We start from the raw sequence: 17376 nt of genomic DNA, 5'->3' as shown, positions 1-17376 counted from the left end.
CCGTTACGGGCGCGGAACATTCCGCAGGTTGGACCGTGCCATCTGCATCATCCGGCCGACTCCTCCGTCCAGCACGATCTTGGAGGCGGACAGGGCGAAGCCGGTCACCATCTCCTTGCTGATCTTCGGCGGGATGGACAGCGCGTTGGGGTCGGTGACGATGTCGACGAGGGCCGGCCCCTTGTGCTTGAACGCGGCCTTCAGCGCCCCGGCGAGCTCCTTCGGTTTCTCCACGCGCACCCCGTGGGCGCCGCAGGCGCGGGCGACGGCGGCGAAGTCGGGGTTCTTCAGGGCGGTGCCGTGCGAGGGCAGCCCGGCGACCAGCATCTCCAACTCGACCATGCTCAGGGAGGAGTTGTTGAACAGGACCACCTTCACCGGCAGGTCGTACTGGACCAGGGTGAGGAAGTCCCCCATCAGCATGGAGAATCCGCCGTCGCCGGACATCGACACGACCTGCCGTCCGCGGTCGGTGAACTGCGCCCCGATCGCCATGGGCAGCGCGTTCGCCATCGAGCCGTGGGAGAACGAACCGATGACCCGGCGGCGGCCGTTGGGCGAGATGTAGCGGGCGGCCCAGACGTTGCACATCCCGGTGTCGACGGTGAACACCGCGTCTTCGTCGGCGATTTCGTCCAGAACGGCGGCCACGTACTCGGGGTGGATCGGCACGTGCTTCTCCACCTTGCGCGTGTACGCCTTCACCACCCCCTCCAGCGCGTCCGCGTGCTTCTTCAGCATCCGGTCGAGGAACTTCCGGTTGTCCTTGGCCCGGACCCGTGGGAGCAGGCACCGCAGCGTCTCCCGCGCGTCGCCCCACACCGCCAGGTCCAGCTTCGAACGCCGGCCCAGGTGCTCGGGCCGCACGTCGACCTGGACGATCTTCACGTCGTCGGGGAGGAAGGCGTTGTACGGGAAGTCGGTACCGAGCAGGATCAGCAGGTCGCACTCGTGGGTGGCCTCGTAGGCGGCGCCGTAACCGAGCAGCCCGCTCATGCCGACGTCGTACGGGTTGTCGTACTGGATCCACTCCTTGCCGCGCAGCGCGTGCCCGACCGGGGACTTGATCTTCTGGGCGAACTCCATGACCTCGGCGTGCGCGCCCCTCGTGCCGGCGCCGCAGAACAAGGTGACCTTCTCGGCCTCGTCGATCATGTCGACCAGGCGGTCGATCTCGGCGTCGCCGGGGCGGACCGTGGGCCGGGAGGTGACGAGGGCGGTCTCGGCGGCCTTCTCGGGGGCGGCCTGGTCGGCGATGTCACCGGGGAGGGTGACGACGCTGACACCGGAGCGGCCGACCGCGTGCTGGATGGCGGTGTCCAGCAGCCGGGGCATCTGCTTCGGACTGGAGATCATTTCGCTGTAGTGGCTGCACTCGCTGAACAGCCGGTCGGGGTGGGTCTCCTGGAAGTAGCCGAGGCCGATCTCGCTGGACGGGATGTGCGAGGCGAGGGCGAGGACCGGGGCCATGGACCGGTGGGCGTCGTACAGCCCGTTGATGAGGTGGAGGTTGCCGGGCCCGCAGGAGCCGGCGCAGGCGGCGAGTCTGCCGGTGATCTGCGCTTCGGCGCCGGCGGCGAAGGCGGCGGTCTCCTCGTGCCGGACGTGGACCCAGTCGATGGCGGAGTTGCGGCGCACCGCGTCGACGACGGGGTTGAGGCTGTCGCCGACGACGCCGTAGAGGCGCTTGACTCCCGCGCGGGTCAGGATGTCGACGAACTGTTCCGCGACGTTCTGTTTGGCCATGGTTCCCAGGTGCCCCTTCGGTGTCCGTGAATCCCTGGATCTCCGTTCGGGTTCCATGGAGTCACACCCGGCGCGCTCACGCCTCCCAGACGGCGGCGGCCGTGCGGTCGTCCGCGTATCCCTTGACCCGTACCTGGGTGTCGGCGAGGAACGCGGCGAGGCCGGGCGGTTCGGGACGGGACCACCGCGTGGCCAGGTGGGCGCCGAGTTCGTCCTCGCCGCGCAGCGGGTCGGCGAGGCCCGGACTGCACAGCAGGAGGGTGTCGCCCCGGCGGGCGACGGACGTACGGAAGCGGAAGGGTTCCCGCGGAGGTTCGGGGGCGGGCTCGTAGGGGCTCGGGGGTGTCGGTATGCCGAGGTCCATGGTGAGCCGGTCGCCCTCGGGGGTCTCGGAGGGCGGCGAGCCGAAGCCGAGGACGGCCCCGCCCCTGGCCTCGGCGGCCTTCGGTTCGATGTCCTGCCATGCCCCGTCCCGCAGCCGGAACAGTCCGCCGTCGCCGACGCCGAAGAAGACGCGGGTCCGGCATTCGGGGTCCGCGGGCAGCAGCAGGCAGCGCAGGGTGGCCGCGTACGCCTCGGGTTCGAGGCCCTGCTCGGCGGCGCCCGCCCGGAGCCTGCCGAGGGTGCGGTCGGTGAGGCGGTGCAGCCCCGACTTGAGGTCGCCGCGCCGGCCGGCCCTGATGTCCTCGGCGAGGCGGGCGTGGCTGAGGCCCACCGCCTTGCCGATCCACCGACAGGCCTCGGCGGCCGCGCGGTGTGCCCCGGCGGCGCCCCGTACGCCGGTGGCGACCGCCACCAGCACCAGGGCCCGGTCCCCACTGCCGAACCGGGCGGTCAGCAGGGCGTCCCGCCGCAGTTCGCCCCGGTACCGCGCGGAGTCGCCACGTACGGAGGCGGCCCGCAGGGTGCAGGCTCCGTACCGGGCACCGTCGAGCACGGTGTCCGGGACCAGATCGTCCAGTTCGTGGGGGTCGGCGGCGGGCAGCGTGGTGGGCTCGGCGTCGTAGGTGGGCGGCCGGGAGCCCACATGGCCGCGCGGCGAGGGCGGCGGCTCCACGGGCTGGACGGGGCGCGGGGCGCGGGGGTCGGCGGGAGCGTCGGTGAACGTGGGGGCGTGGTCGGGTGGGGCGGGAAAGCCGGTCGCCGAGGTCGTACGGCCCAGCGGGGGCCAGGCCGGCGGTGGCCCTTCCCGCAGGCGGGGCGTCCGGCCACCGGGCTGCTGTGTGCCGGAGTGCTGTGTGCCGGGCGGCCGCACGGAAGGCGTCCCCTCACCGGGCACCGGCCTCGGAGCGGGTAACGGGGCGCCGGAGGAGCCCCCCGCGGAGGGCTCCACGTCCGCCGGGCCGTCCGCTGGGCCGCCGACCGCCTCGTTCACCGTGCCGGCCGCCGAGTCGAAGCGGTCGTCCAGGGAATCGGGTGCGGAGCCCGTGTCATCGGTGGCGCCGTCGTACAACTGCCCCCACCAGTCGTCCTCGTGACCGGTGGGCCTGCCTCCCTGCTCGCTCATACCTTGGATTGTCCACCGCGCGGGCCCGATGAAAACGGAGCATCGGGAAATCCGTTCCCGGCACCGCGCGGCACACGGCACACCCGCCACTGGAACACACGGAGGCACATCCGTTCGATGCGAGGGGGCGGTGCGAGTCCTCCGCACCTGATCTGCGTCTCCGGCCGTCCTCCGGCACCCTGGACAGATGGGAGCGTGGGACCTCCTGCTGACCGGACTGGTGATCCTGTTCGGTCTGTGCGGAGTACTGCTGCCCGGGGTGCCGGGGTCGTGGCTGGTGTGGGCCGCGATCATGTGGTGGGCGCTGAAGGACCCGCGGCCCGTGGCGTGGGGGGTGCTCGTCGGGGCGACGGCCGTCCTGTTCCTCTCCCAGGTGGTCCGCTGGACCCTGCCACCCCGCCGGCTGCGGGCCGGCGGCATCGACGGCCGGGTGCTGGCGTACGCGGGCGCGGGGTCGTTCCTGGGCTTCGTGCTGGTGCCCGTGCTGGGCGCGGTCCCGGGTTTCGTGGCCGGGGTCTACGCCTGCGAGCGGATCCGCCTGGGCCGCCACGGCGAAGCCGTGGCGGCGACGCGTACGACGATGCGCTCGGGCGGCTGGAGCGTACTGACCGAACTGTTCACCTGCCTGCTGATCACGGCGGCATGGCTCGGCGCGGTCATCCGGGGATGACCCGCCGGCCGACTGGTCGGCCGATCCACTGGTCCGCGCCTACGACCGGAGCGCTCCTTCGTGGGTGAGCAGGTGGACCTTGCGGTCCAGACCGCCCGCGTATCCGGTCAGTGACCCGTCGGCGCCGATCACCCGGTGGCAGGGGCGCACGATCAGCAGCGGGTTCGCGCCGATCGCCCCGCCGACAGCCCGTACGGCGGCCCTGGAGGCGCCGACCCGCGCGGCGATCTCGCCGTAGGACACGGTCGCCCCGTAGGGGACGTCGTCGAGCGCGGCCCAGACCTTCTCCCGGAAGGGAGTGCCGGCGGTGAGCAGCGGCAGCCGGAAGTCCTTGAGCTCACCGGCGAAGTACGCGGCGAGCTGCTCCTCGGCCGCGCGGAACGGCCCCGGGTCCTGCCGCCAGGCCTCCCGCACGCTGCGCCCGCCCTTCTGACCGGGCACGGAGAGCGAGGTCAGCGCCCCGTCCGGGCCGGCGGTGAGCAGCAGCGCCCCGAGGGGGCTGTCGACACTGGTCCAGTAGGTGTCCACGGCAGCCGCGCCGCCGGTCATCGTGCTCGTCGTCGTCATCGTGCTCGTCGTGGTGTGTGTCGTGGTGTTCATCAGTACTCCAACTCCCCTGCCGCGCGCAGGTGGTTCAGGGCGTATGAGCGCCAGGGGCGCCAGCTGTCGGGCAGGTCGGGGCCGGGCGGGGCCACGTCCGGATCGCCGAGGGCACGGGTGCGGATCCCGGCGATGGTACGGGCGTCCAGACCCGGAATGCCGCGCAGGGCGTCCGCGGCCGCGTCCCGGTCGGCGCCGGGGTCGAGCCGTACGGCGCCGTCGGCGAGGGCGGCGGTGAGTGCGCCCAGGGCGCCTTGGGGTTCGGTGCCGGCGAGGGCGGCCGGTTCGGGGAAGAGGTGGGTGAGGGTGCCGCAGGGGGCGTCGAGCGACTTGCCGCACCGCTGGACCAGCCGTGCGGCCTCGTCGCGGCCCACCAGGGCCCGTACCGCGAGTTCGTCGGGGTCGGCGGTGCCCGGCGAGCGCAGCCCCGGCCGGGCGGCGACCAGCGGGGCGAGCCGCGTGTCGGCGCCGAGCCGTTCGTCGACGGCGTAGGGGTCCGCGTCCAGGTCGAGGAGGCGGCGCAGCCGCTGTACGGCGGTGGTCAGGTCGCGGAGGTCGGTGAGGTGGATCCGGGCGTCGAGCCAGCCGCCGGGGTGGGCGCCGGAGCCGGTGCGCGCGGTGCCGGGGTGTTCGTCGACGGCGGTGATGCCGGTGCCGTACGGGAGCCTCAGGGTGCGCCGGTAGGTGCGGGTGCCCGGGGTGCCGGTGACGTCCTCGACGCCCTCGACGGCCTCGCGTTCCAGCAGGTCGAAGACGGGGCCGGGCTGGTACGGGCCGCGGTGGGCGAGGCGCAGGGGGATGCCTGCGGTGGGGGTGGCGGTGCGGCGGTCGGCCCGGCCGCCGCGGGGCGCGGCGGCCCGCAGCTCACTGGGAGTGGCGGCGTACACGGCGCGGACGGTGTCGTTGAACTGCCGCACGCTGGCGAACCCGGCGGCGAAGGCGATCTCGGTGACCGGGAACCCGGTGGTCTGCAGGAGTACGCGCGCGGTGTGTGCGCGCTGCGCCCGTGCGAGCGCGACGGGCCCGGCGCCGAGTTCGCCGGTGAGCTGGCGCTGCACCTGGCGGGCGCTGTAGCCGAGCCGTGCGGCCAGTCCGGCGACGCCTTCGCGGTCGACGACGCCGTCGGCGATCAGCCGCATGGCCCGGCCCACGACGTCGGCGCGGACGTTCCACTCGGCGGAGCCGGGGACGGCGTCCGGGCGGCACCGCCGACAGGCCCGGAACCCTGCGCCCTGCGCGGCGGCGGCGGTCGGGAAGAACCGCACGTTGCGCCGCTTGGGCGTGACCGCGGGGCAGCTGGGACGGCAGTAGATCCCGGTCGTCCCGACGGCGAAGAAGAACGCCCCGTCGAACCGTCCGTCCCGGCTGCGCACCGCCTCGTACCTGCTGTCCTCGTCCGTCACACCGTCCAGTCTCCGCCGGCCGGAGGGCCCCGGCTGGCGGAAAACGGACATGAAGGCGAGCGGCCGGCGGACAGGCCACGGACGGACGTGCGCCGCCGGAGCCGGAACCTGCCGGGGCGGACGCTAGAACTGCCTGCCACCGCCCCTCTTCGCCTCCATGGCGGCCCTGCCCACCGCCCCCTTGCGCTTCCAGTCCTTGCGGATCTCCGCGCGGAGGCGTGCGTCGGTCTTGGCGACGATGCGCCGGTTCTCCCGGAGCAGCTTGCGGTAGCTCTCCAGCCGGCGTTCCGGAAGGGCGCCGGTCTCGATGGCCTCGAGGACCGCGCAGCCCGGCTCGCTCTCGTGGGCGCAGTCGTGGAAGCGGCAGCCCTCGGCGAACTCCTCGATCTCGGAGAACACCTGGCCGACACCGCTGCCCGCGTCCCAGAGGCCGACGCCCCGCAGGCCCGGGGTGTCGATGAGGACTCCCCCGCCGGGCAGGGCGAGCAGGTTGCGGGTGGTGGTGGTGTGGCGGCCCTTGCCGTCGATGTCGCGGGTGACCCGTACGTCCATCACGTCCTCGCCGAGGAGCGCGTTGGCGAGGGTGGACTTGCCGGCGCCGGACTGGCCGATCAGTACGGACGTGCCACCGGCGGCGACCGCGGTGAGGACATCGAGCCCGGACCCCTCCTGCGCGCTGACGGCGAGCACCGGCACGCCGGGCGCGCTGGTCTCCACGTCCTGGACCAGGTGCCCCAGCGTCACCGGGTCCGGCACGAGGTCGGCCTTGGTGAGCACGACCACCGGCTGCGCCCCGGACTCCCAGGCGAGCGCGAGGAACCGCTCGATCCGGGCCAGGTCCAGTTCGCCGGCGAGTGAGACGGCGATGACAGCGTGGTCGACGTTGGCGGCGAGGATCTGCCCCTCGGACCGCTTGGAGGAGGTGGAACGCACGAAGGCGGTACGCCGCGGAAGGTACGCCCGCACATACCTCGGCGTACTCCCGGCCGGGTCGACGGCGACCCAGTCCCCGGTGCACACGACCCGCAGGGGGTCGTGCGGGGTGACGAACGCGGTGTCGGCCCGCACGGTCCCGCCCGCGGTGACGACATCGCACTGACCGCGGTCGACGCGCACCACGCGGCCGGGCAGCAGCCCTTGCGCGCCGTACGAGGAGAACACGGCCTCCCACTCCTCGTCCCAGCCGAGGGGAGCGAGAGGATGCGAGGAAGCCGACAGAGAAGAGGAGAAACTCAAGGGAAACCCTTCGAAGGGCGGCCCCGGCACCGCGCGTTACAGGCGCGGCAGGAGAAAAAGTGTCAGCCGAGGGCCACGGAGGTGGGATGAACGAACGTCCGGATGCGGGCAGCACCCATCACGGAGACAGTCATCGGTCACACCTCCCTTTCACCACACACCAACAACAGCAGCGGCCAACGGCCCTGCTCACTTCCGCGCCACAGCCTAGAGGCCCGATCACCCGGACGGCCAACCCTTTTCCAGCACCCGTCCTCGACCCACCACCCGGTGCGGGTACGCGCCTCACCGGACCCACGCCGCCCCTGCCACCCGCGGCACAGGATTCTCGCGATGAGACCTGAACCGCCCCGAGCTGATGCGCGGCGGCATGCGCCACCCCACGTAGCAGCGGCACACACTCCACATCCACCGGCCGACCTTCCGCAGATGAACGGGGGCTGTGGAGGTCGGCAGACATGGTGGGAGCCCCAGGTGCCCGAGGGCCGGCCGTATCGGCGATGGTGAGGGCGCGCCGCACGCCCGGCCCCGCCCGGCGAGTGCCGCCGGGCCCCGTCACCCGGTCGTGCAGGAGCTGCCGTTGAGGGTGATGTCGGTGGGCGGGGAGTTCTTTCCGGTCCAGGAGGCGAGGAAGCCGAAGGTGAGCTTTCCGCCGGCGGGGACCGTCCTGTTGTAGTCGGCGGCGGTGGCGGTGACGCGGGAGTCCTTCTGGCTCGCTTCGGCGTCCCACATCTGGGTCACGCGCTGGCCGTCCCGGAAGGTGAAGGCGACGTGCCAGGAGTCGAGGGGCGCTGTCGTGGTGACGGTCACGGTGGCCTGGAAGCCGTCGGGCCACTGGTTGCCCAGGTCGTACGTGGCATGGCAGACGGCCGGCTCCGGCTTGCCGGGCGCGGTGGTCCGGGGAGGGGAGGCCGTGGCGGAGGTGCTGCCCTGGGGGTCGGGGCCGGGACCGCGGTCAACGTCGTTGCCGGGGGCCGATCGGTCCGGGGTGCGGTCGTCCGGAGCGCCGTCGGCAGGTGGTTTCCCGGCGTCGGGGGGAGCGGTGTCCGAGGCCGAGGCGGGTGGGGCGCCGGGGCCCGCGGGCGGGTACAGGTCCGGGTCGGCCACCGCCTGGCGGTCGGCGTCGGGGCGGGTCGCGCTGTCGGCCTCCGCGCCGCCGAACTGCAGGAGGGAGACCGTGAGCGCGAGCCCCGACACCAGGACGGCGGCGACCATCAGTCCGTTGCGCGCGACCCGCGCCCGGTCCGATCCGCCGGCCGGGGCGCCGCCCGCGTCGGGGCCCTCTGGGCGGCCGGGGCCGAGGCGCGCCTCGGTCGCGCGGCGGCGGCGCTCCAGGTAGGCGAGGCCGCCCCAGCCGATGACCCCGCCGGTGAGCGCGACGGGCAGTCCGCCGCCGTGCAGCCGGAGGCAGGCCGCCGCCTCCGCGCACTGCACGCAGGTGGCGAGGTGCCGGGACAGGTCGTCGGGGGTGTCGATGGCGGGCGAGCGGGTGACGGCGTCCAGCAGCCGGGCGTAGCTGCGGCACTCCGCGTCCATCGGGGAGTCGAGGTGGTTGCGGTGGCAGCGGTCCCGGAACAGGCGGCGGACCTGGGCGAGTTCGTCGGCTACGGTGGCGGGGTCGAGGCCGAGCCGGCGGGCCACCAGGGACAGTGGCAGGGACTCCGCCTCGGCCAGCCAGAGCAGTTCGGCGTCGGCCTGCTGCAGATCGCGCAGCCCGCGCAGGGCGACCGGGCGGCTCAGCGGCGGGCCGGTGTAACGGGCGGCCTTGTCGGAGTGGAGCCACAGCCGCAGGTCGGGATCGAGCCGGTGTCCCTGGCCGGTGTCCTCCCAGTCCGCCGCGGTGGCGCGAACGGCAGCCAGCAGCAGGGGTATTCGGGGCAGCCGGGACGATCGGCGGCCGGTGCCGCGCACGGTGCTCGCCTCCGCCTCGCGCACCTCCCGTATGCCTTGTGCGAACGCTTCCCGCGCGAGTTGCGCGGCGGCGGTGGAGCCGGCCGTGCAGAGATCGGCGTACGAGAGCACCGCGTCCCAGCACTCCGAGAACAGTGCCGTCTCGGTGGCGTCCTGGGGGGCCGGCAGGTCGGGCATGAGTCTCCTGCATCCACGAACGAGGTCAACTCGCCACATTCGCGGCGCAGTTGGGGAACCCTCGGGGCGATGGACGAGCTTTTCACGGTCTCGACACAACTGACAAGCGCTGTCTCCGCTTTGGGCGGCACGGCGCTCGCGTACGCCCCTCGCGTACGCCCCTCGCCGGAGAATCCGCAAGGAAGGCCGGAACGTCCCGGTTCCGGCCTTCCTTGTTTCCCTCTGCTTCTCCGCTTCTTCCTCTTGAGCCGTCTCAGGCCCTCGCAACCCTCTCGGCGGCCCGCTCAGGTCTCACGCCTCGACGGGCTCCTGCGCCGGGAGGCTGTCCATGAAGGAGCTGACGGAGAACACCGCGCGACCCGGTCCGGGCTCACCGTAGCCGGGGGGTGAGGACAGGCCGAAGTCGTCCATCGTCGCGCGGTACGCCTCGAGCAGCCGGATGTGGTACTCCAGCGGCGCGCCCTGCGGGTTGGCCTTGCCGAGCGGGGTCGTCGGCTCGGGGCACCAGGTGGTGAAGCGGGGCGTGATGCCGTGCGACATGAAGAAACGCAGGCCCTCGGTGGTCGAGGCGATGGCCTCGTCGACGGTGGTGAAGCCGAACGGCTCGGCCATCTCCACGCCCGCCACGAAGTTGGGGATCACATTGCGCGCGCCGAAGATGTCCGCGGAGTCCAGGATGCGCTTGTGCCACTCGTCGCGGCCGACGTAGCGCTCCTTGCCGGGGCAGTACAGCTCGAACAGGCGGCGGTCCCACACCTCGTAGTTGGGGTGGTAGATCTGCACGCCGTAGTCCTTGAAGCGCTGCACATCGTCCCTGGGCAGCGCCTGGGCGACGACCTTGCCGATCCAGCGGCCGGGGAAGCGCTCCTCGATGGCCTTGGCGTAGTGCCCGTAGAAGTCGGCCTCGTCACGACCGGCGAGCGTCTTGGTGATCGCGCCGCCGGTCAGCGTGTAGGCGGTGGACACCTTCGCCGTGTCGTACCGGTCGATGATCTCCAGCGCCTCGAGGACCTCCTCGACGTCCTTGACCCCGGTGTAGGGGCGGCCGGCCGCCTTGTGCTGGCGCCAGTTGTGGTTGATGTCGCAGTACTGGCACTCCTCCTTGGCGCCGAAGTACTGGCAGACCCGGAAGACGGTCAGGTAGATCAGGTAACCCCACTGGATGGTCGGGGCCACCTCCATGACCGACTTCCCGCTGGCGAGGGTGTGCCGGTAGTACTCGGGCATCGGCGGCACGCCGACGTCCGAGATGCGCTTCCCGTCGAGGTAGAGCCCGAGCACGCCGTCCTCGTTCGCGGCGACCCGGTACGGGGAGGAGGGGTTCACCCGGACGGAGACGACGGTGCGGCGCAGGTCGTAGGGGCCGCCGGTGAGGATGATCTCCTCGGGCGGACGCCGGAGCGCGGCCTCACCCAGCTCGGGCAGGGTGCCGTGGTCGAAGGAGAAGATGAAGTACGACTTCGGTTTGACGTCACCGCTCTCGTTGTCGCTGAGGGCGGACGGATCGAAGGCGACCCCGCCCCGGAGCAGGTCCTCCTTGAAAACGGCCTCGCGCGGCACATGCGGGAACCGCTCCATCAGATCCTCGACCAGCGCGGTACGGCTGCCGCTGCCCATCCCGTGTCTCCTTCCGGCTCGGACGTACGACTCCCGGCTCGGACGTACGACTCCTCACGGTATGCCCCCGCCCCCCGGTCCGTGGTGCCGGGGCCCCGACGTGACCTGGGGCACTTCCCCGGACCCGCGAAAACAGTACGTTTTGCGGGCGTCTGCCGGCTTCGGTGTCGTGCGGGTCCCGGGCCGGTCCTCGCGGGAGGTGGCCGGGCGACACGTACCCCCGGCCCCGCGATAAATTCCGGCGGGGACCTTTCCGGTCCCGCACCTCGGGGAAGGACAACGGATGACCGGGACCGTGACCAACTGGGCGGGCAACATCACGTACGCCGCCAAGGAGCTGCACCGCCCGCACACCCTGGACACGCTGCGCGCGCTGGTCGCCGGGAGCAGCCGGGTGCGGGCCCTGGGCAGCGGGCACTCCTTCAACGAGATCGCCGAGCCGGGCGAGGCCGGCGTCCTGCTCTCGCTCGACGGCCTGCCCGCCCGGGTCGAAGTGGACACGACGGCCCGGACGGTACGGGTGGGCGGCGGCGTGCGGTACGCGGAGCTGGCCCGCCGGGTGCACGAGCGAGGGCTCGCGCTGCCGAACATGGCGTCGCTGCCGCACATCTCGGTGGCCGGTTCGGTCGCCACCGGCACGCATGGCTCCGGGGTCGGCAACGGCCCGCTCTCCTCGGTGGTACGCGAGGTGGAGCTGATCACGGCGGACGGTTCGGCGCTACGGATCGGCCGTGAGGACGAGGCCCGGTTCGGCGGTGCGGTCACCTCGCTCGGGGCGCTCGGTGTCGTCACGGCACTCACCCTGGATCTGGAGCCGGCGTTCGACGTCGAGCAGCACCTCTTCACCGAACTGCCGCTTGACGGGTTGGACCTCGCCGCCTTCGAGACGGTGATGTCGGCCGCGTACAGCGTGAGCCTGTTCACCGACTGGGCGGCGCCGGGCTTCCGGCAGGTGTGGGTGAAGCGGCGTACGGACCAGCCGCTGCCGGACTTCCCCTGGGCGGCGCCCGCGACCGAGAAGCTGCACCCCGTCCCGGGCATGCCGGCGATCAACTGCACGGAGCAGTTCGGCGTGCCGGGACCCTGGCACGAGCGGCTGCCGCACTTCCGCGCGGAGTTCACCCCGAGCAGCGGGGCGGAGCTGCAGTCGGAGTATCTGCTGCCGCGCCGATTCGCCGTCGACATGCTGCACGCGATCGACGGCATCCGGGAGACGGTCGCCCCCGTGCTGCAGACCTGCGAGGTGCGGACCGTGGCCGCCGACGGCCAGTGGCTCAGCCCTTCCTACGACCGGGACACCGTGGCCGCCCACTTCACCTGGGTGGCGGACACGCCCGCGGTGCTGCCCGTGGTCCGGCGGCTGGAGGAGGCGCTGGCACCCTTCGACGCGCGGCCGCACTGGGGGAAGGTGTTCACCACCCCGGCGGCCGGGCTCCGTGCCCGCTACCCGCGGCTGGGCGACTTCCGGGCCCTGGCCCGGTCGCTGGATCCGGAGGGCAAGTTCAGCAACGCGTTCGTGCGGGACGTCCTGGGCGACTGACCGTCCGACCGGCCCCGCCCCCTTCGTACAGCCCCTTTCCAAACCCCTTGTCGAACGTCGGCACCGGCCATAGCCTTGCCGCGCGCCGGTGCCGACACCGCCCGGCACAGCAGGGATGGGGGCACCTCCGGTGAAGCGCACCTCACGGGACATCCGTACCGCCAACCGCTACGAGGTGCTGCGCCAGATCATCGCCGAGTCCCCCGCCTCACGGCAGGAGCTGGCGGCCGCCACCGAGCTCAGTCTCGCGACGGTCGCCACCCTCGTCGGCGAGCTGCTCGACCTCGGCATGATCACCGAGGTCGGCTTCGAGGACTCGGCCGGCGGCCGGCCGCGCGGTCTGGTGGCCGTCGACGCGGCGGGTGGCGCCCTGATCGGCGTCGACCTCGCCGAGACGTACGTCCGGGTCGAGCTGTTCGACCTGGCGCTGAACGTGCTGGCCCGCGCCGACGAGAAGATGCGCCCCGGCGAGAACCGGCCCGAGCAGGTCGTGAACCATGTGGCCTCGGCGGTCGGCTCGGTGGTGGAGCGGGCCGGCATCGAGTCCGCCCGGGTGCTCGGGGCCGGGGTGAGTGTGCCGGGCCAGGTGGACCGCGCCACGGGCGTCTGCGAGTACGCGCCGAACTGGGACTGGCACGACGTGCCGCTGCAGGACCTCCTCGCCGAGCGGATCTCCCACCCGCTGTACCTGGACAACCCGTTGCGCGCCTGCGCGGTGGCCGAGCTGTGGTTCGGGGCGGCGCGCGGGCGCGGTGACGCGGTGGTGGTCAACCTCGGGACCGGGGTGGGCGCCGGGCTGGTCCTGGGCGGCGGGGTGCACCGGGGGGTCAGCAACAGCGCCGGCGAGTGGGGGCACACCACGCTCGTGCTGGACGGGCGCCCGTGCCACTGCGGCAATCGCGGCTGCGTCGAGACGTACACCGGTGCGCCGGGGATCATGCTGAACCTGCGGGAGGTGAGCCCGCACAGCCCGCTGCTGCGCCCCGACGACCAGACGGCCACGGTCGACGCCCTGGCACGAGGGGTGGCCTCGGGCGACCCGGTGGCGGTCGAGGTCCTTGAGAGCACCGCCCGTTACGTCGGTGCCGGGATCGCCGACCTGATCAATCTGTTCAACCCGGAGGTGGTCGTGCTCAGCAGCTGGGTCGCGGCCGCGTTCGGCGAGCCCCTGCTCGACGCGGTGCGCGAGGCCGTCACCCGGCACACGCTGCGCCGCCCGCTGGCCGCCACCCGGATCGTGCTCTCCCCGATTCCCACCGATCCGGTCTGCCTGGGCGCGGCGACGTTCGCGTTGGAGGGCGCGTTGCAGGCGGCGCGCAAGAGCAAGGGCACACGCGCCACCACACCCGCGCGGACCCGCGGCTCCGGCTCCGGCAGCGGCAGCGGCAGCGGCAGCGGCAGGCCGTAGCGTCCCTCGCACCACCCGCGTCCCGAACCTCAACGCCCCTGCCCCGTCGGCCTGTTCGTCATCCCGAACGGCGCGCAACGCTTCGTACGGGCTTTGTCCAACCCCTTGCCGAAGCCTTAGCCGAAGGTTAACGTCCGGCACCGCAGGCGTTTCCGCGCCCTCCGCCGCACCCTCGCCGGAAGCCGTTCACCGCAGATCCCGCTGCTCCGCGTGCACCGCCCCGCACCGCCCGTACCGCCGGCGCCTCCCGTACCGCCGGCGCCGCCCGCACTTTCCCGCACCCTCCTCGGTCACCCGCTCCGCCCGCCCCGCCTGCCTTTCGAGCCGTACTCGAGACAAGGACATCGACATGTCGGCATGGAGTACTCATTACTGGGACCGCCGTTCCGCACTGCGGGCGGCCATGGGTCTGGCTGCCGCCGGCGGGCTCGCCGCGTGCGGCGGCAACACCGGCCGGGACGGCGGGTCGGGGTCGGGCAAGCGCCTGGTCCAGTACTTCCACGCGTACGGCGAGGCCGGCACCGAACAGGCCGTCAGGCGCTACGCCAAGGCCTACAAGGAGGCCGATGTGGCCACGCAGTGGATCACGGGCTCCAACTTCGAGAGCAAACTGTTCGCCTCCCTGCTCACCGACAAGGCCCCGGACGTCTTCGAGTTCCATCCGCAGATCCAGCTCGTCAAGAGCGGCCAGGTGGCGGACCTGAGCGACCTGGTCGAGCCGGTCAAGGACGACTTCAACCCGGCGGACATCCGGTCGCACACGGTCGACGGGAAGATCTACGGCGTCCGGATGATCGACGACCCGCAGTTCTTCTTCTACCGCAAGTCGATGTTCGAGAAGGCGGGTGTCGGCGTCCCCACCACGCTCGACGAACTCCTCGCGACAGCTGCCGAGCTGACCACGGACAAGGTCAAGGGCATCTACCTGGGCAACACCCTGCACCCGATCGTCAACCCGATGATCTGGGCGTCCGGCGCCGACACCCTCGACGAGAAGAACGAGATCGCTTACCACACGGACGGAGTGGTCGGGGGCTTCCGTACCCTGCGCAAGCTCTTCACCAGCGGTGATCTGCTGCTCGACGCGCCGACCGACTTCTGGGACCCCTCCGCGCTCAACCAGGGGCTCACCGCCATCCAGTGGTGCGGCATGTGGGCGATGCCGCAGATGCAGCAGGCGCTCGGCGACGATCTCGGGATCTTCCCCTTCCCGAAGGTCACCGGCGCGGGCAAGCAGGCGGTCACCAACGGCGGCTGGTCGATGTTCGTCAACGCGAAGGGCAAGAACGTCGAGGCGGCCAAGGAGTACGTGAAGTGGCTGTGGATCGACCAGAAGGAATACCAGGAGGACTGGTCGCTCTCCTACGGCTTCCACATCCCGCCGCGCACCTCGATCGCCCGGTCCGCCGACAAGCTCAAGTCGGGCCTGCCGGCCGAGGGCGTCAGGCTGTTCAACGAGTTCGGGCACTTCGACAACATCGGCTGGACCCAGGCCATGATCACCGCCCTGGAGGACGTCCTCGCCGACTGCGTCCGCAAGGGCGGTGACCCTCAGAGCGCGCTCGACAAGGCCGACGCGACGGTCGACCGCGAGCTGCAGAAACTGTTCGGATAGACCGCGGACGGGCAGCGACGAGATGTCGACCACCACCGCGCGCGGTGCCGCCCGACCCGCCCCGGCCAAGGGCTCCCCCCGGCCGCGGCGGCCGCTGCGGACCAGCAGCACCTTCAACTTCTGGCTGTTCACCGGGCCCTTCCTCCTCGGCCTGCTGATCTTCGTCTACGTGCCGATCCTGTGGAGCGCGTGGCTGTCCTTCTTCGAGGCCCGGTTCACCGTCACGCCCAGCGTGTTCACCGGCTTCGAGAACTACCGGGTCATGCTGACGGACGACCAATTCATGGGCTCCCTCGGTACCTTCACGGTGTTCGCGGCGCTCATCGTCCCGACCACCTGGGCGCTGTCGCTGGCGCTCGCGCTCGCGGTGAACCGGCTGCGGTTCATGCGGGCCTTCTTCCGCTCGGTCTTCTTCCTGCCGACGGCGGTGAGTTATGTCGCCGCCTCGCTCATCTGGAAGATGTCCATTTTCAACGGGGTCCGCTTCGGTCTGGCGAACACCGTGCTCGGCATGTTCGGCGTGGACAACACCGCGTGGCTGGCCGACCCGAATCCGCCCTGGTACTGGCTGGTCATCGTGACCGTACGGCTGTGGCTCCAGGCCGGTTTCTACATGATCCTGTTCCTGGCCGCGCTGCAGAACATCCCGCGTGAGTTGTACGAGGCGGCCGCCATCGACGGGGCCGGGCCCAGCTGGCAGACGTTCCGGTACGTCACACTGCCGCAGTTGCGCGCGACCTCGACGGCCGTGATCCTGCTGCTGCTCGTGGCCGCCTACCAGGCCTTCGACGAGTTCTTCAACCTGCTGAACAAGACCACGTGGGGACGCCCGCCGCTGGTCGAGCTGTACTACAAGGCCCTGGGCGACAACCAGGACTACGGCGCGGGCAGCGCGGGCGCGCTGATCCTCACGCTGCTGATCTGCCTGGTGACGCTGTTGCAGGGCCGGTTCATGGGGTTCGGCCGGGGGGAGGACGCCAGGTGAGCGCCAGTGCGCCAAGGACGGCCGGCCCCGGGACGGGCAGGTCGTCCCGGTCCGAAGGGTCCGCGGGCAGCGGGCCGCGTCGGGGCGTTCACAGCGGGCGGTCGGGCAGGCGTGGCCGCCGGCGCGGCAGCGTGCTCGGGTCCGCGGGCCTGTACACCGCGACCTGCCTCGCCGCGCTCCTCTTCCTCGTCCCCTTCTACCTGATCGTCCGCAACTCCCTGTCCACCGATCCCGAGATCACCGGTGAGGAGTGGAGGTTCTTCCCGTCCGACATCCAGTGGGGCAACATCACCGAGCCGTTCGACGACCCGACGGTCGACTTCGCCCGGTCGCTCTGGAACTCGGCGGTCGTCGGGATCCTGCATACCGTCGGCACCCTGCTGGTCTGCTCGCTCGCCGGGTACGGGCTGGCCCGCATCCCGTACCGGCATGCCAACAAGGTCTTCTACGCCGTGCTGGGGACCCTGATGGTGCCGACGGCGGTCACCTTCGTGCCCAGTTTCGTGCTCGTGTCGTCCCTCGGCTGGGTGGACAGCTACCGGGGCCTGATCATCCCGGGCCTCTTCAGCGGTTTCACCTGCTTCCTTTTCCGGCAGTACTTCCTGGGTTTCCCCAGAGAGCTGGAGGAGGCGGCGCGGGTGGACGGGCTCGGCCACTGGGGCGCGTACTGGCGTGTCGTCGTCCCGAACTCGCTGAACTTCTTCGCCGCCATCGCGACGATCACCTTCATCAGCGGCTGGAACTCCTTCCTGTGGCCGCTTGTCATCGGCCAGGACCCGAGCGCCTGGACCGTCCAGGTCGCCCTCTCCTCCTACATGACCAACCAGACCGTCAACTTCCATCTGATCTTCATGGCCACGGCCATATCCATCCTGCCCCTGGTCTGCGTCTTCCTGTTCCTCCAGCGCTGGCTCGTCCAGGGCATCGCACAGACCGGCATCAAGGGCTGAGTCAGGAGACC

Annotated in this window: 13 protein-coding genes; 6 read left to right on the top strand and 7 right to left on the bottom strand. The window is 71.8% G+C overall.

Going from position 1 to position 17376, the window contains the following annotated elements:
* Positions 1-3 precede the first annotated feature (3 nt).
* Positions 4-1746, bottom strand: coding sequence for a pyruvate dehydrogenase (locus tag ACFPZI_RS26735; protein ID WP_381367877.1), 1743 nt, complete (start codon positions 1744-1746; stop codon positions 4-6).
* 76 nt (positions 1747-1822) lie between these two features.
* Complete coding sequence (locus ACFPZI_RS26730; protein ID WP_381367874.1) at positions 1823-3253, bottom strand: protein phosphatase 2C domain-containing protein; 1431 nt, start codon at positions 3251-3253, stop codon at positions 1823-1825.
* 187 nt (positions 3254-3440) lie between these two features.
* Here ACFPZI_RS26730 and ACFPZI_RS26725 point away from each other — a divergent pair, with 187 nt between their 5' ends.
* Positions 3441-3923, top strand: a complete 483-nt coding sequence (locus ACFPZI_RS26725; protein WP_381367872.1) for a DUF456 domain-containing protein — start codon at positions 3441-3443, stop codon at positions 3921-3923.
* Between the two features lie 39 nt (positions 3924-3962).
* Here the strand turns inward: ACFPZI_RS26725 and ACFPZI_RS26720 are convergent, their stop codons facing one another.
* The 5 genes from ACFPZI_RS26720 to ACFPZI_RS26700 form a co-directional block, all read right to left on the bottom strand.
* Positions 3963-4490 (bottom strand): methylated-DNA--[protein]-cysteine S-methyltransferase, encoded by a 528-nt coding sequence (locus ACFPZI_RS26720; protein ID WP_381368092.1) that lies wholly within the window; start codon positions 4488-4490, stop codon positions 3963-3965.
* Between the two features lie 32 nt (positions 4491-4522).
* Entirely contained in the window at positions 4523-5977 is a 1455-nt protein-coding gene (locus ACFPZI_RS26715) for a bifunctional transcriptional activator/DNA repair enzyme AdaA (protein ID WP_381367870.1), read from the bottom strand.
* A gap of 72 nt (positions 5978-6049) precedes the next feature.
* On the bottom strand, positions 6050-7162 hold the full coding sequence (rsgA, locus tag ACFPZI_RS26710) for a ribosome small subunit-dependent GTPase A (RefSeq protein WP_381367867.1): 1113 nt from the start codon (positions 7160-7162) through the stop codon (positions 6050-6052).
* A gap of 555 nt (positions 7163-7717) precedes the next feature.
* Positions 7718-9250 carry a cellulose binding domain-containing protein gene (locus ACFPZI_RS26705; RefSeq protein WP_381367865.1) on the bottom strand — a complete coding sequence of 511 codons (1533 nt, stop codon included), beginning with the start codon at positions 9248-9250 and terminating at the stop codon, positions 7718-7720.
* A gap of 291 nt (positions 9251-9541) precedes the next feature.
* Complete coding sequence (locus ACFPZI_RS26700; RefSeq protein WP_381367862.1) at positions 9542-10867, bottom strand: radical SAM protein; 1326 nt, start codon at positions 10865-10867, stop codon at positions 9542-9544.
* Between the two features lie 283 nt (positions 10868-11150).
* Between ACFPZI_RS26700 and ACFPZI_RS26695 the strand changes: the two genes are divergently transcribed.
* From ACFPZI_RS26695 to ACFPZI_RS26675, 5 genes are all read left to right on the top strand, one after another.
* Positions 11151-12407 carry an FAD-binding protein gene (locus ACFPZI_RS26695; protein ID WP_381367859.1) on the top strand — a complete coding sequence of 419 codons (1257 nt, stop codon included), beginning with the start codon at positions 11151-11153 and terminating at the stop codon, positions 12405-12407.
* Positions 12408-12537: 130 nt separating this feature from the next.
* Entirely contained in the window at positions 12538-13815 is a 1278-nt protein-coding gene (locus tag ACFPZI_RS26690) for an ROK family transcriptional regulator (protein ID WP_381367857.1), read from the top strand.
* 349 nt (positions 13816-14164) lie between these two features.
* Complete coding sequence (locus tag ACFPZI_RS26685) at positions 14165-15430, top strand: ABC transporter substrate-binding protein (protein ID WP_381367854.1); 1266 nt, start codon at positions 14165-14167, stop codon at positions 15428-15430.
* Positions 15431-15452: 22 nt separating this feature from the next.
* The gene (locus tag ACFPZI_RS26680; protein WP_381367852.1) at positions 15453-16415 is read left to right on the top strand and encodes a carbohydrate ABC transporter permease; all 963 of its coding nucleotides are present in this window, start codon (positions 15453-15455) and stop codon (positions 16413-16415) included.
* Between the two features lie 131 nt (positions 16416-16546).
* Positions 16547-17365 (top strand): carbohydrate ABC transporter permease, encoded by an 819-nt coding sequence (locus ACFPZI_RS26675; RefSeq protein ID WP_381367849.1) that lies wholly within the window; start codon positions 16547-16549, stop codon positions 17363-17365.
* The last annotated feature ends 11 nt before the right edge of the window (positions 17366-17376 follow it).

This window comes from Streptomyces chlorus (genome assembly GCF_042655885.1).
In the GTDB taxonomy this organism is placed as follows: domain Bacteria; phylum Actinomycetota; class Actinomycetes; order Streptomycetales; family Streptomycetaceae; genus Streptomyces; species Streptomyces chlorus.
This window is presented reverse-complemented; position numbering and strand designations above follow the sequence as displayed.